We start from the raw sequence: 25,132 nt of genomic DNA, 5'->3' as shown, positions 1-25,132 counted from the left end.
AAGAAGGATGTTAATTATGAATCAAAATAAAACAATTTACCCAATGAATTTTATTCGCCAAATAGTCAATAATGATCTTAATTCAGGTAAACATAAGTTAATACGTACCAGGTTTTCTCCAGAACCAAATGGTTATTTACATATCGGTCACGTCAAATCAATTTGTCTTAACTTCGGAATAGCTCAAGATTATCATGGTCAATGCAATCTTCGTTTTGATGATACTAATCCAGCAAAAGAGGAAATGGAATATATTAATGCTATTCAACGAGATATAAAATGGCTAGGTTTTAATTGGAATGGCGAAGTTCGTTATACTTCTAATTATTTTGATAAATTTTACAATTATGCGCTTGAACTTATTGATAAAGGGCTAGCTTATGTTGACCAGCTTTCTGCAGATAAAATCCGCGACTATCGCGGCACATTGAAAAGTCCAGGCAAAAATAGCCCCTACCGAGATCAGAGCGTTGTAAAAAACAGGTTTTTATTTGAAAAAATGCGAAAAGGTGAATTTTCAGAAGGTAGTGTTTGTTTACGAGCAAAAATAAATATGGCTTCATCACTTATGGTACTGCGTGATCCAGTTCTATATCGCATCAAATTTGTTAATCATCATCAAACGGGAGATAAATGGTGTATTTATCCAATGTACGATTTTGCTCACTGTATTTCTGATGCACTAGAAGGTATTACCCATTCACTTTGTACATTAGAGTTCCAAGAAAATCGTCGTTTGTACGATTGGATTTTAGATAACATCACGATTAATTTTCGTCCTAAACAATATGAGTTTTCTAGACTTAACTTAGAATATACAGTTATGTCTAAAAGAAAGTTAAATTTTTTAGTAACAGCAAAACTTGTAGAAGGTTGGGATGATCCTCGTATGTTAACTATTGCAGGACTTCGACGTCGTGGTTATACAGCTGCTTCAATTCGAGAATTTTGCCGACGAATTGGTGTGACAAAACAAGATCAAAACATTAAGATGGCTATGCTTGAAGCTTGTGTTCGAGATGATCTAAACAATCAAGCAGTACGCATTATGGCTGTAATCGATCCTGTATTATTGGTAATCACAAGTCTACCAATAGGACATGAACAAAATATTTTAATACCAAATCATCCTTACAAATCAGAAATGGGGACTCGTCAAGTTATATTTAGTCGTGAAATTTATATTGATCGTTCTGATTTTCGCGAGATAGCGGACGTACAATATAAAAGACTTTCATTAGGGAATGAAGTGCGATTACGCAATTCTTTTGTAATTAAGGCGGAAAGTATCAAAAAAAATTCTAAAGGGGAAATTATTACGATCTTTTGCCACCATGATCCTGATACTTTGGGTAAAGACCCTGTGGATGGACGTAAGGTGAGAGGTGTAATTCACTGGGTTTCGGCCACTCATGGCATTTCAGCAGAATTTCGGCTTTACGAGCAACTATTTAAAGAAGCTAATCCGACATCTGTAAAAAATTTTATTTCTGCTCTAAATCCTAATTCCTTGAATATTTATCATGGTTTTGTTGAACCTGGTGTGTTACAAACTAATTTAAATCAACCTATTCAATTTGAACGAGAAGGTTACTTTTATGTTGATGATAATTATCATGCTTTTAAGTCCACTCGTCCAGTGTTTAATCGTACTGTAGAATTACGACATACCTCTACTATAAAATCTAAATTATGATTAATATTTTTCGCCATTTTCTTTTATTGCAATAAATAAACGAAATATGCTAGAATTATGTTTTCATTTATTTTAAACATAAGTCCATGTACCTTTAATTTCCTAGTAATTTTAAAAACTAACTAGGATAAAAAGAAGAAACAATTAAGCAAATCATTTAAAACTTAATGAATAAAATTTAAATAGGGAGCTTGTATTTATCTTTTTTAACTTGAAGCTTTGGCTTTGTTGTAACGTTTCTTGCTAACGCTAAACTAATCAAACGATCCATCAATAGAGTAAAATCTAATCCACTTGCTTCCCATAATTTAGGATACATACTAATTGATGTAAAGCCAGGTAATGTATTAACCTCATTAAGAAAAATCTGTCCCTGGCTTGTTAAAAAGAAGTCCACACGCGCCATTATGCTACAATTAAGCGCTAAGTATGCCTTTTTGGCTATTTCCTGGATGGATCTAGAAATAGGTATTGGAATCTTTGCCGGCAATTCTGCTTTAAATTCCTCAAAATATTTAGTTTTGTAAGTATAGAATGTATCTCCAGTGAACACTTCACCACAAACACTTACTTCAGGAAGATCGTTTCCTAAAATAGCAACTTCGATTTCTCGTCCATTTATTTCTTTCTCTATTAAAATTTTGGTATCATATTGAAAAGCCAACAATATTGCTTCTCTAAAGTCATTTAGATTGATTACTTTACTTACTCCAATAGAAGAACCTTGGCTTGCTGGTTTAATAAAAAGTGGTAAACCTCCGATTTTTTCAAAAATAACGTTAATGTTTTTCATTATATTATTTGAGCGTAATAAGGTTATTGAAGGTGTCACTGGAATACCAGCATCACGTAAAATACGCTTAGTCATATCTTTATCCATACATATCGCCGAACCTAATACACTTGATCCGATAAAAGGAATATTGAGTAATTGTAAAAGTCCTTGTACTGATCCATTTTCACCGTTTCCACCGTGTAACACTGGAAAAATGACATCAATCAATGGTAAAGGTAGACCACTACTTATATCAATCAATTGTGGCTTTAAATAACCCGGTACTACTGCTAGATAACGACTAATGGGTAACAAACAAATGGAGGAAGGATTATTAGCATTAAGTAGACAATCCTGATTATTGTATAATATCCAGCGTCCACTTTTATCTACCCCAATAAGAGTCAGGTCATATTTTCTTTGACTGATAGCCTGAATGACATTAATTGATGAACGCAATGATATCTCATGTTCGGTAGATTGACCTCCAAACAACACTGCTATTCGTTTTTTTTTTGTTTTTATATTTTTGTCAAAATACATTGATGTCGAATATCAAAAAATTTCTAAAATTTAGATATTAAGTTTTACAATATCGTGGGAATAAGATAGAAACTATTTTCTATCAAGATTTAACAAAAAACTGCAAAAAAATTTAACGAAAAAATCAAAAATCTACTTTAATGAAATTAATTTATTTAAGCAAGTTACTTACAAATTTTTTATTCAAAAACAAGGCTTTTTGCTTAATGGCACATTTTTCTATAGAAAAATTTCTAAATTAAAATTTAGCCTGTTTTCTTGTTCGTTAAAAACGTTTTATTGTGCGTTTAAACTAGATTATTAACAAAAAATCTAATTTTTTGATATATTTTATTTACGAGTAAGTTATAATTTAGTAGAAGGGGTCTTTCTCTGGAGAAGAGTGGGGTTGCTAATTAAATTAGCTCAATATGAGTCTATAAAATTATCAAGCACAATACAATTATTAACTAATAGTTTATTTATTAATAATTCATGAAAAATTTTTAAGAACTTAAAAAAAAGAGATTTATATTATGGCTATAAATAAATTAGTTCTAATACGTCATGGTGAAAGTAAGTGGAACAAAGAAAATCGTTTTACTGGATGGAGTGATATTGATTTATCTGAAAAAGGATATGCAGAAGCAAAAACGGCAGGAAAAATATTAAAATTAGCAGGTTATTCCTTTGACTTTTCTTATACTTCGATGTTGAAACGTGCTATCCATTCCCTATGGGGCATTCTAGACGAGTTAGATCAAGCCTGGCTATCAGTGGAGAAATCTTGGCGTTTAAACGAACGCCATTACGGAGCACTGCAAGGACTTAGTAAATTAGAAACTGCGGAAAAATATGGCAATGAACAAGTAAAAAAATGGCGACGTAGTTTTACAGTTACACCACCGAAAATTACATGTGAAGATGAACGATTTCCCGGCCATGATGTTCGTTATACCGATGTGTGTACTAATGAGTTACCCACAGGTGAAAGTCTAAAATTGACTTTTGATCGCATTCTTCCCTTCTGGGAGAAGACTATCTTCCCTCATATAAGTGCAGGTAAACGCATTATCATTGTTGCCCATGGCAACTCTATACGTGTAATAGTAAAGATTTTGGATAATGTAAGTGAACAAAGTATCTCAGAGTTAAATATTCCAACAGCTGTTCCAATAATATACGAGTTTGATGATAATATGAAACCTTGCGACTGTTACTTTTTGATTTATTCTGATAAGGTTTCTAAAAAACCATTACTGATTTAAATTTAAGAAAATATTTTATAATTTAGTAAACAAAAATACGTCTCTTTTGAAGAGAAGATTGTACGTTTAATAACAAAAAAACAATACGTTATATTTTCTATTTAGAGATAGCTCTTCCTCTTTAAGACAAAAGTTTTTTTCATTAAACGAATTTAGAATTACTTACATTTTTAGTGTACTAGAGCTTCAGCAAAAACTGACTTTATTTGAATTTTTCAAAAGATATATTAATTTTGAACTAAAACTTTCTTTAGAAGAAAGATGCATAAGATATTCAGTTTCATAAATAAAGAAATATAATAGTTATTGATCTTTCCATATTAATAAAGATTAAGATAATAAACGTATCATATAAGTCTATCTTCAATAAAACTGCACTGGAGTCTTTCAAAAGAAGGAAGACAAATAAATTCTAATGAAATTAGAAACTTGTTTGTTTTATAACGATTAATCCTTAATAAGGAAATATTAATAATCAAAAAAAATTTCATCCAAGGATAAGCCTGTCCTAACAGTGTCTATTTTAGACCATCGATTTAGATAAATTAAAATCAAGAAATTATTTAATAACTATTCAAATAATGTTATTAAATAAAAATTTCTATTTTAGAATATATTAAGAGTCCTTGAATAGCATTTAAAATCCTAATAATTAAAAAATTAGCGAATACTCTATTTGTTTAATAATTATTAAGGTAAAATTAAGAAAAACACTGATTAAAATTAAGTATAAAAAGTATGAATATGTTTACTCAAGAATTATAAAATCTAGAATGAATATTTAATTATTGAACGGTCTTTTTCTATTAAGGGTGATCATTATATTCTATTACTGATATGAAAATAGCTGCTTTAAAAACACTGTAAGTTGACTGAAATAAAAAAATCTCATAAGATAGGTTTATTAGATTCCTTTGGATAAGGAAAATATGGCTACGTAGCTCAGTCGGTTTAGAGCGCAGCACTCATAATGCTGAGGACACAGGTTCGAATCCCGTCGTAGCCATTGAAAAAATTTTGCGGGAGTGGCGAAAAATTGGTAGACGCACCAGATTTAGGTTCTGGCATCGGAAGATGTGCGAGTTCAAATCTCGCCTCCCGTATACTTTTTTTATCTTTTATTATAAAGATGGGGTATAGCCAAGTGGTTTAAGGCAGCGGGTTTTGATCCCGCCATGCCCAGGTTCGAATCCTGGTGCCCCAGTTAAAATCTAAAAAGTTTTCTTTTTAAAGAAATCAGTATAAAAATTTAAGGCAGCGGGTTTTGATCCCGCCATGCCCAGGTTCGAATCCTGGTGCCTCAGTAAACATATAAAAACATTATTTATTTTTAATTGTCTTCTTTAAAAGAAGAAATATTTATTTTTTAATTGATGTATTAGATAAATAAATTTTACAAATTTATTTGATTCTTTCTGTTTCGAAAGCTATTCTAGACGTAGAAATTAAGTTTAAATATAGATCACAACTCGTTCGTTTCTAATTTAGATGGTCGATTTTTAATATTTCTTTCGTTAAAGAATTTAAAAATTAAAAATGGAGAATTTTTAGGAAAAAATTGATTTCTTTTGGTTCTTTTTAAAAAGAGAACATTATAATCCTTGCATATAACGTACAGCAAACCGCTTAAGTATGTTAGTTTTTTGCATAAGCATTAATCCAAAATTACGCGTTATCACTATCGGTAACAAATCATTACTAAACATTACATACAATAGATTTATCCCCGTTTGCATTAGAAAATTACTGCACTGTCTTTTTTTTTGATAACGTTTTAGTACCATTTCTTTATCCCAATTTTCACCTCGATTAAGAGCGGAAATTAAAATCTCTGCTAAGGTCTTAACATCAAGAAATCCAAGATTGGCCCCTTGACCAGCAAGAGGATTGACGGTATGTGCAGCATCTCCAACTAACGCTACTCCTGACGTAACATAGTTATTGATATGCCGATAGACTAAAGAAAACGACTTTGCTTTATGCAAAGAAAAAGCACCAAGATGTGTTGGGAAAGCTGTTTTTACCGCATGTGTTAATTCTGATAAAGAAAGCGCTTCTAATTTGCGTATGTTTGCAACACTATCATACCAAACTAGTGATGCCCATGATCCATAAAGAGGTAAAAATGCCCTTGGTCCAGAAGGATGAAATATTTGCCAAGTTATATTTTTTTTTTTATTAGAAGAATTCATTTCTATGGTAAACAAAAGACAAGACTGGCGATATTCCCATCCATTAACTACAATGCCAGCCTTTTGGCGCACTAAAGAGTTTTCTCCATCTGCTCCAATTACAATTTTGCTTGTAACGCTACTATGATCATTAAGCATTAGACGCCATAAGTTGCCTTCTCGAATCATTGTAACTAATGAAGATGGACAACATACTGTTAATGTACTACAGTCTTCGAAACCTTTCCACAAGGCTTGCCTAATTCGCCAATTCTCAACCATAAAACCAAGTTCTGGTAGATTAAAATAAGACGCATTGAATACTAATTTTGAAATAGGCCATTCCCAAACTTCTAATTGATCGTATGGAGTAATAAAACGATCATCAATACGATGCCATACATTGATGCAACGCAAAAGTGAAATGGAAGCATGATTAATTGCGGATACTCTTAAGTCCGGTAATTTGCCATTTTCAATGGATACTAACGGTTCTGTTGGATCTATTAGCAACATCTGAAATCCTGCTTGAGCTAACATTAACGCTAAAGATGATCCTATCATCCCACCTCCAACTACGGCTATGTCATAATCTGCATTATTGTTTTTCATTATTTTTACTTTCTTTTTATTCCTACTATCTCTTATATAAAAAATTAATATAAAATATTTATGTTTTTTATAAAACTTATTAAATAAATAAACTAATAACTATAAAACAGCATTCCAAATGAAGAGAGTATGTTTGATTTGATCAGCTTTACATTTAAACCTACATTGGAATATTTTAAAACTATGAATAAAAAACTTTATATCAAAACTTGGGGTTGTCAGATGAATGAATACGATTCATCTAAGATAGTTAGTCTATTAAACAATACTCATAATTATCAACTGACAGAAAACCCTGAAGAAGCAAATATTTTATTACTTAACACTTGTTCTGTTCGAGAAAAAGCACAAGAAAAAGTATTTCATCAATTAGGACGATGGAAAAAATTAATTAAAAAAAGACCAGAAATAATAATTGGTGTCGGAGGATGCGTAGCTTCACAGGAAGGTGCTTATATTTACGAGCGGGCCAATTACGTAAATATAATTTTTGGACCACAAACATTACATCGACTTCCGAAAATGCTTGATCAGGTCTATCAAACTAGAAATCCTGTGATTGATGTCAGTTTTCCAAAATTTGAAAAATTTGACTTTTTTCCGAAACCCCGGGCAACAGGACCAACTGCTTTTGTATCTGTTATGGAAGGCTGTGATAAATATTGTAGTTTCTGTATTATACCTTTCACTCGTGGGGAGGAAATTAGCCGGCCATGTGAAGATATTTTATCTGAAATAACTCAACTTGCAAAACAAGGTGTGCGTGAAGTTACATTACTAGGACAAAATGTTAATGCATATTGCGGTACTAATCATGATGGTAGTTTGTGTTCTTTCTCTGAGTTAATACGATTCGTAGCATCTATCGATGGTATTGATCGAATACGTTATATTACTAGTCATCCTACAGAATTTACTAATGAAATTATTGAAGTTTATCGTGATACAACTGAATTAGTTAATTTTTTGCACTTACCAGTCCAAAGTGGTTCTGATCGTATCTTAACGATGATGAAGCGTTCTCATACTGTTTCTGAATATAAGTCAATAATTGATCGATTGAGAAAGGTGCGTCCAAATATTCACATCAGTTCTGATTTTATTGTTGGTTTTCCTGGAGAAACTAAACAGGATTTTGAAAAAACGATGCAATTTATTATCGATATGAATTTTGATATGAGTTTCAGTTTTCTTTATTCTCCTCGTCCTGGAACACCAGCTGCAAATATGCTAGATGATACTAGCGAAGAAGAAAAAAAACAGAGACTGTACATGTTGCAAGAACGTATAAATCAGCAGACTATGCAGCATAGTCGTCGTATGCAAGGAACAACACAACGTATTCTTGTTGAAGGCGTATCTCGTAAAAATATAATGGAGCTTTTTGGTAGGACTGAGACCAATCGGATAGTTAATTTTAAAGGTCTACCAACCACAATAGGAACGTTTGTTGATGTAAAAATTATTGATGTTCATTCACATTTTCTTCGTGGTCTGCTGTTAAAAACAGAAGATCAGATAAAATTACATGAAAACAATAAATGCCACATGTCCAGTTAACTCATTGATTATTTTTAGTTATCTAAACTGCAACAACTTGCAAGCAAAAATAAAATATTTAAAATGTCATTATGGAAATAGTTAAACGGTAAGACCTTCTCAAAAGGTTATTTTGGAAAAAACTTAAAGATGGTTTTTAAATTATAACTTTCTAAGTTTTAGCGACTTTTGATGATAATAAACAAACAAAGGATACAGCATAAAAAAAACCAAAATTAATCGAAATTAATTAAAATTCACGCTTTAAAAAAAGCGGTCTTTAAAACAAGTTTTTCAATTAAAAGACAAAAAGTTTTTATGTATTTTCCGAAAATTTTTTGTTTTAAAAAAAAATTAATTTATAAAAAAATTTATTAAGCAAATTCAATGTTTGAAGCCTCTTTATTTAGGTAAACCATAAAATAAAGAAGAAGTTTTTTTGAAAAAATGAAAATAAATAAATTTTATCAATTTTTTTAAGCTTAAAAAAGCTATATTTCATAGACTTCTGATAGAATATTAATTTATTAATCTTCTTTTATTTACTTATTTCTAACGAAATAGAAATTATGAGAAGCATAGTGCTTAATTTGCAGTTAGCTTGTAAAAAAAAACAAGGACTTCCAAAAAAGAAAGATTTCTTACGTTGGGTACAATGCGCGGTGTCATCATGTTATCATCAGAAAAATAGTAAAGAAATTACCGTTCGAATAGTAGACAAAGCAGAAAGCCGTATATTAGCTATGATTTATCTAGGAAAAAATCAACCAACTAATGTGCTTTCCTTTCATTTTACAGCTCCACCTGAAATAAAATCCTCTTTACTAGGAGATTTAGTAATTTGTCGACAAGTGGTAGAATTTGAAGCAAGGCAGCAGAAAAAAAAATTAGAGTCACATTGGGCACATATGACAATCCATGGTTCATTACATCTGTTAGGGTTTAACCATATTTTAGATAGAGAGGTTCTGACGATGGAGTCATTGGAAATTAAGATAATGCATAAACTCGGTTATTTAAATCCGTATTAAACAGTAATTCTGACCTTTTGAAATGAATTTAATGTTACAGTGCTGAATATCAAAAAAGCAATGTGTAAAATAATTGCATACTGTTTAACAAGCAAACGACGAGTTCCTATGCAAAGATTTTTTAAATGTCTTGAAGAGGAGAATAATAAGTTAAAAGATAAGTCAATTATTTTATAACTATTTAAGTTTATTTAAATAAAATTTTCTTTTTTAGTTTTTCTATAAAAAAAACTAATCAGTTCTTTCGTTGGAAAGAAATGTCTTTTAATTTTCTTTCTATAATATAGAAAGAAGAAGTTTGTACCAATTTTAGTTGAACTGCTTATATGCTATTTATCAATAAAAAAATAAATTTAAGATGAGAAATATTTAATTCACTATAAAATAGTTTATCCTTATAAAGATATTTTTAAATTAAAAGAGTGCGTCTACTATTAATGTTCTATTCCAACAGGATTTTATTTTCTTTGTTATTAAAAAACAATTTCCGTGACTTTTTCAATTCGATTCTTCTTTAAAAGAACCGATATTTTTCTGACAAAACAAAAGATCCAGAAGTGTGCTCTATTTCTCAATAATCATGTAACACAATAAGAACTATATTATTATTCAGTAATATCACTCTAAATAATTTAGAATCAAAAAAATCGACCATAGAGAACCTATTTCTAATAGAAAAGCTGTGTCATTATTTTTCAAACACCGAAAAAGATTTTGTGTACCTTTTGCTTTTATTACTGGCGCTTCTGGCACTCTAGCATTTTCTCCTTATGGTTTTTGGCCGGCAGCTATTTTTTCGCTAAGCGGACTATTAGGTATTACACTAAATCTATCTGTTCGACAAGCTAGCTGGTTAGGTTTTATTTGGGGCCTTGGATTTTTCGGTGTTGGAATTAATTGGATATACGTGTGCATTGCACAATACAGCGGTTTGCCAAAGTTAGTTAATATACTATTAATAGTAATTCTTACGAATTATATGGCTCTTTATCCAATGTTTTTTACTATCTTACTTGTTAGATTATGGCCTTACTTTAACTGCTTTAGATTAGCCCTTGGTGCACCAACTTTATGGTCTGTTACTGAATTTTTACGAGCTAGAATATTAACCGGTTTTCCTTGGTTGGAATTTGGTTACAGTCAGATAGATGGTCCATTAAAAGGTGTTGCACCTTTATTTGGCGTACAAACAATTACTTTCTTACTAGTAATGATCAGTGGACTGATCATTTTTGCTCTGTTGCAGCGGCAAAAATTAGCACTAATGTCCGGTTTAATTATACCGATACTTTTTTATCCTTTATGTTCATTACGTTGGTATCAATCTCAATCTTGGCGTACTGTTTCCATATCTTTGGTACAAGGAAATATTCCACAGTCAATCAAATGGGAACGAAATCAAATAGCATCAACGTTAGAAGTTTATCTGCAAAAAACCTTATCTGTTCTTGGTAAATCAAAAATAGTTATTTGGCCAGAATCAGCTATACCAGATAGTGAAATTACTCAAAGTGATTTTTTAACTCAGCTGGATAAACAATTGCGAAAAAATAATACTAATTTAATTACCGGCATTATTGATGCAAGATCTTCCTCATATGGAAAAAATTACTTTAACAGTATTATTTTACTTGGTGGACCTGTACCGTACCAATATCCCTCTAAAGAACGGTATGATAAACACCATTTAGTTCCATTTGGAGAGATTGTACCGTTTGCAAATTTATTGCGACCATTGGCTCCAATGTTTAATCTACCGATGTCATCACTAACTCAAGGTCCTTATCAGCAACCCCAACTACAAGCAGCTGGAATAAAATTGACAGCTGTTATTTGCTATGAAATTATTTTCGGAAATCAAGTACGAGATAATTTTCGTCCAGACACTGATTTTTTACTGACTGTATCCAACGATGCTTGGTTTGGAAACTCTATTGGACCGTGGCAACATCTTCAAATGGCTCGTATGCGTTCACTAGAGCTAGGAAGACCTTTATTGCGAAGCACTAATAACGGCATCACTGCCGTTATTAGTGCAAGTGGGACTGTGCAAGCACAACTACCACAATTTACTCGAGGGATCCTTAACGTGTGCGTAACCCCAACAACAGGAATGACCTTATACGCTCAACTTGGCTCCTGGCCAATATGGATTATTATAATCTTGACAGGTCTCGTTGCATTTGTTCTTGATCGTTATAGAAATTTTAATTAAGCATTAAATTTACTTTTCAAAAGAAAAAATATGATTCCCCATCAAAACAACTAAATAACATTTATTTTTTTATATGATGTATTTACGTTTTAAAAAAACTAACATCAATTTCATGCAGTCGGAATTTATCAAAAGTAGAAAAATAAAGTTCATAACATAGGCAAGAAAAATTATAGAAGTTAAGATAGAATATTTAAATTTGAATTAAAAAAATGAAATATAAGTTGATGAAATAAAATATACAGCTAAAAAATACAATACAGACTGTTTTTTTTAAATAGCAATCGCATAGCTTTCTTTTAAAGAAGAAAAATAAATATTATCAATACTTATCAACTATTCTTCCTCAATAAGAGGATCTTTATGATTTTCATAACCAACGCAAATAAGGAAAAGATTTATAATAATTAATTGTTAGTGGTTTTCAGTCATACTACGAGGTAGTTATTAATTAATCTATGATTCGTTTGAAATACAATCACTATTTATAATAGCCTATGTGTTTATTACGGTTGAAAAAATAAAAAATCTATTTTAGATATACAATCAATCTTAGATTGATGATTTAAAAAAAGACTTTTATCGAGTTGTCGTAACTATTGCGATTTTATCTCTTTATTTAAAGAGATCATTGATCTTTATTTTTAATATAAGGAACACTTTTTTTATTATGCAAGAATTTTATTGTCCAGAAAAAATAGAACCTATGGTCCAATTATATTGGAAGGAAAATAATACATTTAAGGTTACTGAAGATCCTAGCAAAGAAAAATATTACTGTCTCTCCATGCTTCCCTATCCTTCTGGCCGTTTACATATAGGACATGTGCGTAACTACACTATTAGTGATGTAATTGCTCGTTACCAACGTATGTTAGGAAAAAATGTTTTACATCCTATTGGTTGGGATGCTTTCGGCTTACCAGCTGAAAGGGCAGCAATTAAAAATAACGTTGCTCCAGCAAAATGGACTTATGCTAACATCGATTATATGAAGAAACAGTTAAAACTATTAGGTTTTAGTTACGATTGGAGTCGTGAGATTACCACTTGCAGTCCAAATTACTATCGTTGGGAACAGTGGTTCTTTATTCTCTTATATAAGAAAGGATTAGCATATAAAAAAAAATCCGTAGTTAATTGGTGTCCGCAAGATCAAACTGTATTGGCCAATGAACAAGTTATCGATGGTTATTGCTGGCGTTGCAATACACAGGTTAAATATAAAGCAATACCACAATGGTTTATAAAAATTACTTCTTATGCTGATCAACTTTTGGATAGTTTAGAGAAACTAGATTTTTGGCCAGAAAAGGTAAAAACTATGCAAAGAAATTGGATTGGCCGTTCAGATGGAGTAGAAATCATATTAAAAATATCAAACAGCAAGGAGGTTATTACAGCTTATACTGCACGTCCAGATGCAATTATAAGTGCAACTTATATTATTCTAGCAATAGATCATCCTCTTTCTCTAAAAGTTGCAAAGTCCGATCAAAAAATCGCTGACTTTATTCAAAAATGTCAACTGACCAAGAAATTATCAGAATCAAAAACAACTCTAATAGAACAGAAAGGAATAGCTACTGGTCTATATGCGGTACATCCAATAACTAATGAGATGTTGCCAATTTGGATTACTAGCTTTAGATTAGCGAATTATTGTAAAAATGCAATTATGGCAATTCCTGGATTCAATAAAATTGATTTTAAATTTGCCCGTAAATATGGTTTACCAATAAAAGTAATTAACCATGATTTGTATGACAGTGAGCTAAACCTTTCTTTTAATTTGTTAAAAAAACATAATACTGTATTTCAAATTAATAAACTTAAAGATAACCTTAAAGTGCGAAAAACGATCAATACTATTATTGATACCTTGATTGCCAAAGGCAGTGGGAAACGTAAGGTAAGCTATCGCTTGCGCGATTGGGGAGTTTCTCGGCAACGTTACTGGGGAGCTCCGATTCCAATGATAACTCTTGAAAATGGGTCTATCGTACCAGTACCTGAAAAACAGTTACCAGTTCTTCTTCCAGAAAACGTTTTAGTAAACGGAATATCTAATCCATTGAAATCCAATCCAAATTGGATAAAGACTATCTATAATAATCGTCCAGCATTACGAGAAACGGATACATTTGATACATTTATGGAGTCTTCTTGGTATTATGCACGTTATACGTGTCCAAACTATGACTACGGCATGCTAGATCCAATTGCTACTAATTATTGGTTACCCGTAGATTTATATGTTGGCGGCATCGAACATGCAACCATGCACCTTATATATTTTCGATTTTATCACAAATTATTACGTGATGCAGGGCTAGTCTCAAATGATGAACCGGTCAAACGTTTGTTATGCCAGGGTATGGTGCTTTCTGATGCTTTCTATTATTTTGAAAAAAAAGGAAATCCAGTTTGGATCTCACCAATGAACGTTGTTAGTATAAAACGCGATGGAAAAGGACGAATTATAAGTGCTATTGATGTTAATGGGCATAAATTGATATATGCTGGCATGATCAAAATGTCAAAATCTAAAAATAATGGTATCGATCCAGAACAAATGGTAAAGAAATACGGTGCTGACACTGTCCGTCTTTTTGTAATGTTTGCAGCACCAGTAGAAATGGCTCTTGAATGGAAGGAATCTGGAGTTGAAGGTGGTAGCCGTTTTCTAAATCGTATTTGGAAGTTAGTCTACAAACATACTATAAACGGTCTGGGAGGTGTATTAAATCCTGATTTATTAAAAGATGAACAAAAAATATTGCGACGAGAAATACATAAAACTATCGCAAAAGTTACCAAAGATATTGACTGTCTAAAGAAATTTAATACTGCTATCGCAGCTATAATGGAGCTAACAAATAAATTAATTAATGCACCACAGACAACTATGCAGGACCGTGCGTTGTTGCATGAAGCATTAACGGCAATTGTATTAATGCTCTATCCATTTACTCCGCATATCTGCTTTTTTCTTTGGAAGGCGCTCGGTAAAAAAGAAGAAATTGATAAAGCAGCATGGCCAACTGTGGATAAGTCTGCTATAAAGGATAGCAATAAAGTAATAATTATTCAGATTAATGGTAAATTTCGAGGAAAAGTGACTGTACCCATCAATGCTGACGAAACTTTAGTATACAATCGTGCTATTCAAGAACCTATAGTTGCAAAGTTTATTAAGAAATCCAAGATACATAAAGTGATCTACATTCCTAATAAACTTTTTAATTTAGTTGTAAATTAACTTAAAATGGAAATAAGAAGTATGATCCGATGCTGGACATTAGTAATATGGCTAGCAACAATGATCATTACAGGATGTGGTTACCACTTGCGCGATGTTAAACCAGAGACTCGATTAGAAAAAATAAAAATTGTAACTTTAAGTAGCTATGATCCTTATGGACCGTTAACTTACGCAGTAAGACAGGAGCTTCGCCTGAATAATATAAAGTTAGTTAACAATGATAGCGCTCATAATAAAAATAACTCTTCACCACTATTACATATTATTGATGCATCAGAAAATCAAATTTTTTCCTCAGTATTTCAAAGCGAAAAAATTGTTGAGTGTCAAATAACACTTAACGTAAATGCACAAGTGGTAATTATAGGAAAGGATACTTATCCTATTAACATAAAAATATATCGTTCGTTCTTTAATAATCCAGTCACAGCATTAGCAAATAACGTTGAAGAATCAATCATTCGACAAGAAATGCAAGAAGAAGCCGCACATCAGATGGTTCATCAATTCTTGATAATAGCTAACAATTTTATTGAAAATTCTTTTAAAAGAAGTAAAAACTCGTAAATAAAAATTAAAATAGATAACGTTTCTATAGAAACGTAGTCTAAATTTTTAATGATTTATGAACTCAAAAAACAGCAAAATGTTATGATTCAACTAAATGCTGAACAACTGGACATACAATTACATGATGTATCAGGTATATCTTGTTTTCTACTATTTGGAAACGATTTATTCTTAATTCAAGAAAGCCAACTTTATATCCAAAAACTAGCACGACTGCAACAATTTAAAGAACACTTCAACTTTTCAATAGAAACTAATACTGATTGGATTAAAATTTTTAATTTGTTTCAAATAAGGAGCTTATTTTCTGATCGAAGAACAGTTCTGCTTGCTTTGCCGGAAGTAAGTATTAATTCCTGCATTAACAGAGAACTTTTCAATTTGGTTTCGATGCTACACAAGGACATAATTTTAATTATTTCTGGAAATAAACTTAATCAATCCTTAAAGGGAAGCGCCTGGTTTAGAACAATCAAAAAAAGTGCATTATTAGTAGATTGTAATACACCAGAACAAATTTGTTTGCTACAGTGGATAGAGAAGCGCGCTAGAAGTATGGGTTTAATATTGGACGATGCCTCTTTTCAATTGCTATCTGATTCCTATGAAGGCAATTTGCTAGGATTAAATCAAGCTTTAAATCAATTAGCTATACTATATCCTAAAAAGGATATAACTTTTTTTCAAGTTCAAAAATCAATAAATAACGATGTGCGCTTTACTTTACTTCTTTGGATTGAAACCATACTAATAGGTAATAGACAACGTGCCATGCGCATCTTATATCAGTTAAAATTGGAAGTTATAGATCCAGTTATTTTATTACACAGTATACAGAGAGAAATTTTGCTATTATTTAAAATCAGTCGAAAAAAAAATACTGAACCTTTGTCTTTGTTATATAACCATTATAGAGTTTGGAGCAGACGTAGATTGTTTTTAACAAAGGCTTTGGAACGACTTTCTACAGAGCAATTGTACAATGCGATAATGTTAATAACAGAGATGGAGATTATGCTTAAACAAGATTATAATTATCCTATATGGAATGATCTAAATATCTTGATATTATTACTATGCGAGAAATCATCATACTATTACCAAAAATGGCAACATTGAATGTCTGAAAAACACGGACTTATCGCTTTTTACGGAGGCACGTTCGATCCTATTCATTATGGTCATTTACGACTGGTTATTTCGCTAGCAAAGTTTATCCATTTCCAACGAGTAGTTTTTCTACCAAACAACATTCCAACTCATCGACCAATTCCAGTAGCATCAGCACAGCAACGACTCGCAATGGCACGTTTGGCAATTTCTGAATTATCTAACCGTTCATTTGACGTTGATGCACGGGAATTAAGATATTCAACGCCTTCTTATACAATAAATACATTTGAAGCAATAAGAAAAGAGTATGGTCCAAGTGCGCCACTAGCTTTTATTATTGGTCAGGATTCTTTATTAACATTACCGCGATGGTATCGCGGCCTAGAATTGCCGATATTCTGTCATCTCTTAATGTGCGCTAGACCTGGCTATAGCAATTGGTCAGACATTAGACGCTACAGTTTTTGGTTTGCTAACAGACTAACTCATGATCCTCAGGCGCTTTATAAAAAACCAGCAGGACTCGTTTATTGTGCAACTACAATGCAATTAGCAATTTCTGCCAGTAATATCCGCTCTCGCTACAGGAATGGTCTTGCTTGCGATGGGCTACTCCCTTCTTCAGTACAGGGATACATTGATCAACAAGGCTTATATCGATAGGATGTTATCTGGATAAACTATTTTAATAAACGAAACTATTTATTCTAAACGAAAAATTCTTTTAAAGAAGGAATAAATAGTATCTCTCTAAGAGAGAAGTACTATTATTTTCTTGAAAATTTATTTATTAATGGTCTTGTATGGAACCTCTCAAGAAATTAGTTTATTGCTTATAGCTTTTTAAAAATGAAAGGATAATAATAATCATATTTTCTTTTAAAGAACCAATTTAATTTTATTTCTTATCTAATCTTAAACAAATTAATTAGTGGTTTAATTTCATTTACTTTAATGAATATAAAAACTTGAAGAGATTAAATTATATAGATATGCTGTTGCGACACTTACTTTTTAGTAAAAAATAGCGCATAGCCAAGCAAGTATGGTAAAAGGATTAATGCTTGTTTACTAAATGAAAAAAAAGTATATCTCCTTTCTGAATTATTATTCAGCTGAGTCAGCATTATTTATGCAACGCGTTTTGGTAGCAATTTTTGGCATTTTATTGCTAAGCGTAGTTCTCGTTATCAACTTGTACCATTTACAAGTTACTTGTTTCAAATCTTATCAAGTTAGATCAGATGAAAATCGAATTAGGATAATTCCAATCGAACCAAATCGAGGATTAATTTATGATCGCAACGGCATTCCTTTGGCACTAAACCGTATTAGTTATCAGTTAGAACTCATTCCAGATAAAGTTGACGATCTAATTCAAATTATTTCTGATTTACGTCATATTGTTGATTTATCTGACGAAGATATCTCAAATTTTGAGAAAGCACGAAAACGTGCTCCTCGTTTTACTTCGCTACCACTTAAAACTGGTTTAACTGAGGCGCAACAGGCTCGTTTTGCAGTTAATCAGTATCGCTTTCCTCATATTGAAATAAAAGGTTATTCGCAACGTTATTATCCATATGGTTCGACTTTTACACACGTTATCGGTTATGTATCAAAAATAGATAATCAAGATATAAAACGCCTTAATAAAAATGGAATTTTATCTAATTACGTTTCAACGCACAATATCGGTAAGTTAGGTATAGAACGTTACTATGAAAACATATTACATGGTAAAACTGGATATGAAGAAGTAGAAGTCAATAATCGTGGTCGACTAGTTCGTCAGTTATGTAAAAAATTACCTCAAGCAGGAAAAAGCATTACCTTGACATTAGATCTAGGTTTACAGCAGTACATTGAAAAATTGCTTATAGGAAGTCGTTCTGCAGTAGTTGTATTGGACCCTAGAGATGGAAGTGTTCAAGCTATGATATCTAGCCCAAGTTATGATCCTAACTTATTTGTTAACGGTATTTCTAAAAAAAAATTTCAAAATCTGTTAAGTGATAAAAATCGTCCGCTTATTAATCGTGCTACTCAAGGAACCTATCCACCCGCTTCTACCGTTAAACCTTATATTTCTGTATCGGCACTTTCTCTCGGGGTTATTAATAAAAACTATTCTTTATATGATCCGGGTTGGTGGCAATTACCGGGATCAGATAAACGGTATCGTGATTGGAAACGTTGTGGCCATGGTCAATTAAATGTTGTACAAGCATTGGAGGAGTCAGCAGATACTTTTTTCTATCAAGTAGCTTATGATATGGGTATTGATCGACTTTTTGAGTGGATGACTAAATTTGGATATGGTAAATATACTGGCATTGATCTATCAGAAGAACATCCTGGTGTTATGCCAAACAGACAATGGAAAATTGCACATTTTAAAAAACCTTGGTATCAAGGAGATACAATCCCAATTGGGATTGGACAAGGCTATTGGACTGCTACACCAATACAAATGTCTAAGGCATTAATGACATTAATTAACAATGGTACAGTGCTTACGCCGCATCTATTACGAAACGATAATTATCAAGCTCCTTTACTGAGTCAATTGCAAAATAAAAAAATTGATAATTCTCATCCTGATTTTTGGAAAATAGCTAAAGATGGTATGTATGGGGTTGCTAATCGAGAAAATGGCACAGCATGGAAAAATTTCTTTAGCGCACCATATAAAGCGGCAGTCAAATCCGGTACTGCTCAAGTATATAGTTTGAAAATTAATGAAACTTACAAAGCATATACAGTCGATGAACGATTACGTGATCATAAGTTAATGACTGCGTTTGCTCCTTATAATAATCCAACAGTCTGCGTAGTAGCCATTTTAGAAAATGGTGGTATCGGGCGACTAACAGTAGGAGAAATTACCCGTCTGATATTGGATTATCTTCTTCTTGCAGAGAATACAAGAAACATATCTAATTCTCCGATAACTCTGTTCAAAAATAACAATTAATTATTATGATTTATCGTCTAAAAAGAATTTCTATATGGAATAAATTACATATTGATGTAATTTTATTGTTTTTTATTCTACTACTATTGACATATAGTATCCTGATAGGATGGAGCGCTAGCGGACAAAATATCAAAATAATAGAAAATAAAATTATTCAAATAATAATAGGTCTTATAGTGATGGTTATCACAGCACAGATCACACCTCGTTCTTACGAGATAAGTGCGCCATACTTGTATTTTCTTTGTATTCTTTTGTTAGCTTTAGTAGAGTTTTTTGGAGAAATCAGTAAAGGTGCACAACGCTGGTTAAATATAGGTATTATTCGATTCCAACCATCAGAAATCGCTAAAATTGCAGTTCCGCTCATGATTGGACGATTTATTTATCGTCGAAATATCTACCCACCATCATTATCCGATACTATAATTGTACTTTTTTTAATTTTGATCCCTTCTTTATTGGTTTCTATACAGCCAGATCTTGGAACAGCTGCTCTTATTATAGTTTCTGGACTATTTGTTTTATTCTTATCTGGGTTGAGCTGGATAACAATAGGTATTACTATATTACTAGTATCAATACTTATTCTTTTACTATGGTTCTTTTTAATGCACGATTATCAGCGAGATCGAGTTGCAGTTATGCTTGATCCTGAAATTGACCCTCTTGGTGCCGGATATCATATTATTCAATCAAAAATAGCTATAGGTTCCGGTGGATTGTTTGGCAAAGGATGGTTATGCGGAAGCCAGTCTCAACTTGAATTTTTACCAGAAAGACATACAGATTTTGTTTTTTCTGTATTGGGGGAGGAAATGGGGCTTGTCGGAGGCCTAGTGCTCCTTAGTCTTTATTTTGGTATTATCATACGCGGTTTAACAATTGCGATACAAGCAAAAAATGCATTTAGTCGAATAATAGTTAGCAGTTGGATGTTGGTTTTTTTTACTTATGTATTCATAAATATCGGTATGGTCAGTGGATTGTTACCTGTAGTAGGTGTTCCGTTACCTTTGATAAGTTATGGAGGTTCATCACTCATTGTACTAATGACAGAGTTTGGTATTATTATGTCAATAAGCACTCATCAAAAAATATTATCTAAGGCAATATAATTTTGAGTTAAAACGATAAAAGAATCTCAATGCATTGTTGATTAATCCTTTTATAAATACCATACATTTATTTATTACATTAAAATATTTACCAGTGAGAACATAACAATGTACCATGCGGAGTTATTTTATAAATAAAGCACCTATATCAATTTTTTTCTTCAAAAAATCTGGTTATCAATTAATTTATTAAAGATGATTGAGCTATTTTTTATAAACTTTTTAATAATTTTAATTTAAAAACTAATTTTTAACGAATAATGCATCAAAAAAATTGACTTTATTTTTACGCTTCTATTGATTAATGAATACTTTTTAAATTAATCCTGAATAAACAGACGTGGAATGTTTAATTTTTTCCGTTTTTTTGTCGCAATTGGAAATATTATGATTTTAATTTAGATAAGACTATTTTTTTGAAAAAAAAATCACTACGAGTAATTTACTAACAAAAGTTAACCCATACTTAATAGGATTAGATTTTTTCTTTTTAGAAAATTCGTAGATAGAAAATTATGTAATCTGTTTAGATTTACCTGATTATTAAATTACGTTCAGTTGATAACTGTTTTTTTTCCAAATTTAAAAAATCCAGGTTGTTTTTTTTGATTAATTTTCTATCCTTTCATTCAGATCTTTTAATGTTAAAATCTAACTATGATAGAATTATTCTAAACACTAATCGATACAAATTAAGAAAATAAAAAGTGAAACTAAAAAAGTAATTATACGGCAACTTGGACTTCGTCCTTATGCAGAAGTCCTATCGATGATGCGTTGCTTTACTAAAACACGAAATAAAGATAGCTATGATGAAATTTGGTTAGTACAACACCCTCAAGTTTTTACTCAAGGTCGTTCTGGAAGAACGGAACATTTATTAAATATCGGTTCTATTCCGGTAGTGCAAAGTGATCGTGGAGGTCAAATCACTTTTCATGGACCAGGTCAACAAGTAATGTATACCCTTCTAAACCTAGATCGATACAAATTAAATATAAGAAGTTTAGTTTCTTTGCTAGAAGAAACTGTTATTTCTACATTAAGTCGTTTTTCAATTGAAAGTGTGTCTTATATAGAAAAGCCAGGGGTTTATGTTGGGACAGACAAGATTTGCTCGCTTGGATTGAGTATTTATAGAGGTTGTTCATTTCATGGATTAGCATTAAATATAGCAATGGATTTATCTCCTTTTTTGCTCATTAATCCTTGCGGTGACGCAAATATACGGATGACACAAATGAAGGAATTAATTCCTAATATTGAAATCGACGATGTTGCTCCAATCCTATTGAAGGAATGTTTACGTCGATTAGATGCTTCTTTGGCTTAAATTTTGAGAAAAAGATTCCTAAAAACTTTTAATAGGATTTGTATTTTTAATATAAAGTAATGCAAAAAAAAAGATTAATAAGCTAAATATGATAATATTTATCTACCTAAATTAGATATTTAAGTTATCATTTTGTGATGATGTCGATTTGAACTTCTTCTGCAAGACAGAAGAAGAATTCTTTCATTTATTAAGATTTAGAGTCAAACTTTTTGTTGTTATAGTTGCGCTAATGAAAAAATCATTTCAATTTAACTCCTATACTAATGAAATTGCATTAATTCCAATTAAAAATATTAAGGTAAAACGTAAAGAGATTCTTCGTAAGCCTTTATGGATGAAAATTAAATTACCTGTTGATTCTGCGATAATGCAAGATGTTAAATCAGTAATTCATAAAAATAACTTACACACAGTTTGTGAAGAAGCTTCTTGTCCTAATTTACCAAAATGCTTTCATCGAGGCACGGCAACTTTTATGATTCTTGGTGCTATTTGTACAAGACACTGTTCCTTCTGTAAGGTTGCTCATGGCCGTCCAACTGCTCCAAATTTAAGTGAACCAGAAAAATTAGCACAAACAATTGCTGATATGAAATTAAAATACGTTGTAATTACATCTGTTAATCGGGATGACTTACATGATGGAGGAGCTCAACATTTTTCAAAATGTATTACCGCAATTCGTTCTAAAAATCCTAATATTCTTATTGAGATATTAGTACCTGATTTTCGAAAATGTATGAATCGTGCATTAGAAATGTTAAACGCCACACCTCCTGATATTTTTAACCATAATTTAGAAAGTGTGCCACGTTTGTATCGTACAGTACGTGCTGGAGCTAACTATTACTGTTCCCTTAAACTTTTAGAAACTTTTAAAGTTTTTCATCCTAAGATACCAACTAAATCAGGTTTAATGGTAGGACTGGGAGAAACGAATGAAGAGATAATTAATGTTATGCGCGATTTACGTCGTCATGGCGTGACGTTGCTAACTTTAGGTCAATATTTGCAGCCTAGTTCTCAACATCTTCCGGTTAAGCGATATGTTAGCTTAAGCGAATTTAAGGAAATGAAACAAGAAGCTTTAAGCATGGGGTTTCTCCGGGCTTCCTGTGGTCCATTTGTTCGTTCATCTTATCATGCAGACCTGCAAATTAAAGGGATAGAAGTTGGATAGTTTTTATCTGAAAAAAGTTCAATTTGATTTAGGATACTTTTTTTCAAAAAGCAACAAGATAATTGTTTTTTCTAACACTTAGATCCAAAAAATCTAAATTTAGATGCTAATAGTTATATTAGAATTAAACTTGTAAATTTTACAGCAACTTTTAAGATTTGATCCAGTAAAAAGTGCATATTGAAATTTTAATTGATTTTATTATTTGGATGGTGCAAATGTTGCTTAAAGAAAATTTTTCTTTAAAAAAAGATTAATCTAACCTGAAACAAGCTAAATCAACGATTTTTGCGAATACGATTAAAATATCACAACATTAGTATACTATTATTCTAGAATAAATCTTTAAAAAGTTAAAACCGATGATTCCGACAGATTTATCATCGAAATAAGTCTCATGTGGAAAACATGAAATAAGAGGTAAAAAATTCGATATAAAACTTTTATTCATGCAAAAGATTAAATCAAACAGTAGAGAAGTTAGATTAAAAGAATTTATCAGCTACATTTATATAATAGGTACGTCCTACAGGATTCGAACCTGTGACCTACGGCTTAGAAGGCCGTTGCTCTATCCATCTGAGCTAAGGACGCAATATAATATACTATTTCACTTTTAGATAGGAGGAAATGCTATCCCATAAAGAGATATTAGGTCAAATAGATTTTGAATTCTATTCAATAGAATTTTAATATTCGAAAATATTTTATATGGCAACACTTCTGATGGTTAATAAATAATATTCTCAGATCATATCAGAATATAAATCTTAATCATGTAAGTTTATTAAAAATCACGAATTTATTTAGTGTAATAATGGCAAAAATAATTGATGGTATAGCTGTTGCTTCACAAATCAAAAATGAAATGACTTTAAAAGTAAAAAAGTATCTAAAATCTGGAAAACGTCCTCCAGGTCTGGCCGTTGTGCTTGCTGGTAATAACCCAGCTTCTAAAATATATGTAAATAGAAAACAACAAATTTGCAAAGACATCGGTTTTTCTTTGTTTCTTTATAATTTATCCGACACAATTACAGAAAAAGATTTATTGACTTTGATTGATGAACTGAATAATGATTTTTCAGTTGATGGCATTTTAGTACAGTTACCTCTTCCAAAAAAAATTAAAGTTATCAATATATTAGAACGTATTGCCTTAAATAAAGATGTAGATGGCTTTCATCCTTATAATATAGGACGATTATGCCAACGTGAACCTATTTTACGCCCTTGTACTTCGCAAGGTATAATGAAACTGCTTGAATACTATCATATTAATACCCCTGGACTTAATGCTGTTGTGGTTGGCGCCTCTAACGTTGTTGGACGACCTATGGGGTTAGAATTATTGCTAGCAGGTTGTACAGTAACTATTACTCACAGCTTAACACGCAATTTACGTCAACATATTAAAAATGCTGATTTATTAGTTGTAGCTATAGGAAAGATAGGTTTTATTTCTAGTAAATGGATTAGACCAGGATCTATAGTAATTGATGTAGGAATAAATTATCTTGAAAACGGTAAAGTAGTAGGCGATATTGATTATATTAGTGCTTCTGAACGCGCTGGCTATATTACTCCAGTTCCAGGAGGTGTGGGACCAATGACAATTGCTATGCTTATTCAGAATACTATGCAATCTTATGAAAAGAGCTTCCATAACTCTGCTAATTAACTATACTCCGATCAGTACGAGTTAAGATGTACTGTTAACTTAAATAGGAAACTCTTACGA

General features: G+C 31.6%; 16 protein-coding genes and 4 tRNA genes. 17 read left to right on the top strand and 3 right to left on the bottom strand.

The window, feature by feature from the left end; genetic code table 11:
* The first annotated feature begins 16 nt into the window (after positions 1 to 16).
* The gene (gene glnS / locus JK145_RS01365) at positions 17 to 1,696 is read left to right on the top strand and encodes a glutamine--tRNA ligase (protein WP_220665067.1); all 1,680 of its coding nucleotides are present in this window, start codon (positions 17 to 19) and stop codon (positions 1,694 to 1,696) included.
* A 178-nt stretch (positions 1,697 to 1,874) separates the two neighbouring features.
* On the opposite strand, the gene ddlA is transcribed toward glnS, so the two are convergent.
* Positions 1,875 to 3,014, bottom strand: a complete 1,140-nt coding sequence (ddlA, locus tag JK145_RS01360; RefSeq protein WP_220665066.1) for a D-alanine--D-alanine ligase — start codon at positions 3,012 to 3,014, stop codon at positions 1,875 to 1,877.
* Positions 3,015 to 3,529: 515 nt separating this feature from the next.
* On the opposite strand from ddlA, the gene gpmA reads away from it, so the two are divergent.
* The 4 genes from gpmA to JK145_RS01340 all read left to right on the top strand — a co-directional run bounded on the left by gpmA (position 3,530) and on the right by JK145_RS01340 (position 5,465).
* Positions 3,530 to 4,261, top strand: coding sequence for a 2,3-diphosphoglycerate-dependent phosphoglycerate mutase (gpmA, locus tag JK145_RS01355; RefSeq protein WP_220665065.1), 732 nt, complete (start codon positions 3,530 to 3,532; stop codon positions 4,259 to 4,261).
* Between the two features lie 931 nt (positions 4,262 to 5,192).
* Positions 5,193 to 5,267 (top strand) — tRNA-Met (locus JK145_RS01350).
* A 13-nt stretch (positions 5,268 to 5,280) separates the two neighbouring features.
* Positions 5,281 to 5,364 (top strand) — tRNA-Leu (locus JK145_RS01345).
* Positions 5,365 to 5,391: 27 nt separating this feature from the next.
* Positions 5,392 to 5,465, top strand: a tRNA-Gln gene (locus JK145_RS01340).
* A 388-nt stretch (positions 5,466 to 5,853) separates the two neighbouring features.
* Here JK145_RS01340 and JK145_RS01335 read toward each other — a convergent pair.
* Positions 5,854 to 7,044 (bottom strand): FAD-dependent monooxygenase, encoded by a 1,191-nt coding sequence (locus JK145_RS01335; protein ID WP_220665064.1) that lies wholly within the window; start codon positions 7,042 to 7,044, stop codon positions 5,854 to 5,856.
* Between the two features lie 183 nt (positions 7,045 to 7,227).
* On the opposite strand from JK145_RS01335, the gene miaB reads away from it, so the two are divergent.
* The 11 genes from miaB (at position 7,228) to lipA (ending at position 23,391) form a co-directional block, all read left to right on the top strand.
* Positions 7,228 to 8,604 carry a tRNA (N6-isopentenyl adenosine(37)-C2)-methylthiotransferase MiaB gene (gene miaB, locus JK145_RS01330; protein WP_220665063.1) on the top strand — a complete coding sequence of 459 codons (1,377 nt, stop codon included), beginning with the start codon at positions 7,228 to 7,230 and terminating at the stop codon, positions 8,602 to 8,604.
* Between the two features lie 548 nt (positions 8,605 to 9,152).
* Complete coding sequence (gene ybeY / locus JK145_RS01325; RefSeq protein WP_220665062.1) at positions 9,153 to 9,614, top strand: rRNA maturation RNase YbeY; 462 nt, start codon at positions 9,153 to 9,155, stop codon at positions 9,612 to 9,614.
* Between the two features lie 682 nt (positions 9,615 to 10,296).
* A complete protein-coding gene (lnt, locus tag JK145_RS01320) occupies positions 10,297 to 11,829 on the top strand; it encodes an apolipoprotein N-acyltransferase (protein ID WP_220665061.1) in 1,533 nt (510 codons plus the stop codon).
* Positions 11,830 to 12,499: 670 nt separating this feature from the next.
* Positions 12,500 to 15,091, top strand: a complete 2,592-nt coding sequence (gene leuS / locus JK145_RS01315) for a leucine--tRNA ligase (protein ID WP_220665060.1) — start codon at positions 12,500 to 12,502, stop codon at positions 15,089 to 15,091.
* A gap of 6 nt (positions 15,092 to 15,097) precedes the next feature.
* Complete coding sequence (lptE, locus tag JK145_RS01310) at positions 15,098 to 15,661, top strand: LPS assembly lipoprotein LptE (RefSeq protein WP_220665059.1); 564 nt, start codon at positions 15,098 to 15,100, stop codon at positions 15,659 to 15,661.
* Between the two features lie 84 nt (positions 15,662 to 15,745).
* Positions 15,746 to 16,783 (top strand): DNA polymerase III subunit delta, encoded by a 1,038-nt coding sequence (gene holA / locus JK145_RS01305; RefSeq protein WP_220665058.1) that lies wholly within the window; start codon positions 15,746 to 15,748, stop codon positions 16,781 to 16,783.
* The gene (gene nadD / locus JK145_RS01300; RefSeq protein WP_220665057.1) at positions 16,784 to 17,440 is read left to right on the top strand and encodes a nicotinate-nucleotide adenylyltransferase; all 657 of its coding nucleotides are present in this window, start codon (positions 16,784 to 16,786) and stop codon (positions 17,438 to 17,440) included.
* A gap of 412 nt (positions 17,441 to 17,852) precedes the next feature.
* Complete coding sequence (gene mrdA, locus JK145_RS01295) at positions 17,853 to 19,754, top strand: peptidoglycan DD-transpeptidase MrdA (RefSeq protein ID WP_255555787.1); 1,902 nt, start codon at positions 17,853 to 17,855, stop codon at positions 19,752 to 19,754.
* Between the two features lie 5 nt (positions 19,755 to 19,759).
* Complete coding sequence (rodA, locus tag JK145_RS01290; protein WP_220665056.1) at positions 19,760 to 20,875, top strand: rod shape-determining protein RodA; 1,116 nt, start codon at positions 19,760 to 19,762, stop codon at positions 20,873 to 20,875.
* Positions 20,876 to 21,575: 700 nt separating this feature from the next.
* Positions 21,576 to 22,208, top strand: a complete 633-nt coding sequence (gene lipB, locus JK145_RS01285; protein ID WP_220665252.1) for a lipoyl(octanoyl) transferase LipB — start codon at positions 21,576 to 21,578, stop codon at positions 22,206 to 22,208.
* Positions 22,209 to 22,440: 232 nt separating this feature from the next.
* The gene (lipA, locus tag JK145_RS01280; RefSeq protein ID WP_220665055.1) at positions 22,441 to 23,391 is read left to right on the top strand and encodes a lipoyl synthase; all 951 of its coding nucleotides are present in this window, start codon (positions 22,441 to 22,443) and stop codon (positions 23,389 to 23,391) included.
* 520 nt (positions 23,392 to 23,911) lie between these two features.
* On the opposite strand, the gene JK145_RS01275 is transcribed toward lipA, so the two are convergent.
* Positions 23,912 to 23,985, bottom strand: a tRNA-Arg gene (locus JK145_RS01275).
* A gap of 220 nt (positions 23,986 to 24,205) precedes the next feature.
* On the opposite strand from JK145_RS01275, the gene folD reads away from it, so the two are divergent.
* The gene (gene folD, locus JK145_RS01270; RefSeq protein WP_220665251.1) at positions 24,206 to 25,072 is read left to right on the top strand and encodes a bifunctional methylenetetrahydrofolate dehydrogenase/methenyltetrahydrofolate cyclohydrolase FolD; all 867 of its coding nucleotides are present in this window, start codon (positions 24,206 to 24,208) and stop codon (positions 25,070 to 25,072) included.
* Positions 25,073 to 25,132 lie beyond the last annotated feature (60 nt).

Origin of the sequence: Sodalis sp. CWE, assembly GCF_019646055.1 — a bacterium.
Classification (GTDB): Bacteria; Pseudomonadota; Gammaproteobacteria; order Enterobacterales; family Enterobacteriaceae; genus CWE.
This window is presented reverse-complemented; position numbering and strand designations above follow the sequence as displayed.

What these genes read in the sequence shown, in the direction of transcription:
- glnS (WP_220665067.1), top strand. Translation starts at nt 17, where the DNA reads ATGAATCAAAATAAAACAATTTACCCAATGAATTTTATTCGCCAAATA.
- ddlA (WP_220665066.1), bottom strand. Translation starts at nt 3,014, where the DNA reads ATGTATTTTGACAAAAATATAAAAACAAAAAAAAAACGAATAGCAGTG.
- gpmA (WP_220665065.1), top strand. Translation starts at nt 3,530, where the DNA reads ATGGCTATAAATAAATTAGTTCTAATACGTCATGGTGAAAGTAAGTGG.
- JK145_RS01335 (WP_220665064.1), bottom strand. Translation starts at nt 7,044, where the DNA reads ATGAAAAACAATAATGCAGATTATGACATAGCCGTAGTTGGAGGTGGG.
- miaB (WP_220665063.1), top strand. Translation starts at nt 7,228, where the DNA reads ATGAATAAAAAACTTTATATCAAAACTTGGGGTTGTCAGATGAATGAA.
- ybeY (WP_220665062.1), top strand. Translation starts at nt 9,153, where the DNA reads ATGAGAAGCATAGTGCTTAATTTGCAGTTAGCTTGTAAAAAAAAACAA.
- leuS (WP_220665060.1), top strand. Translation starts at nt 12,500, where the DNA reads ATGCAAGAATTTTATTGTCCAGAAAAAATAGAACCTATGGTCCAATTA.
- lptE (WP_220665059.1), top strand. Translation starts at nt 15,098, where the DNA reads ATGGAAATAAGAAGTATGATCCGATGCTGGACATTAGTAATATGGCTA.
- holA (WP_220665058.1), top strand. Translation starts at nt 15,746, where the DNA reads ATGATTCAACTAAATGCTGAACAACTGGACATACAATTACATGATGTA.
- nadD (WP_220665057.1), top strand. Translation starts at nt 16,784, where the DNA reads ATGTCTGAAAAACACGGACTTATCGCTTTTTACGGAGGCACGTTCGAT.
- mrdA (WP_255555787.1), top strand. Translation starts at nt 17,853, where the DNA reads ATGAAAAAAAAGTATATCTCCTTTCTGAATTATTATTCAGCTGAGTCA.
- rodA (WP_220665056.1), top strand. Translation starts at nt 19,760, where the DNA reads ATGATTTATCGTCTAAAAAGAATTTCTATATGGAATAAATTACATATT.
- lipA (WP_220665055.1), top strand. Translation starts at nt 22,441, where the DNA reads ATGAAAAAATCATTTCAATTTAACTCCTATACTAATGAAATTGCATTA.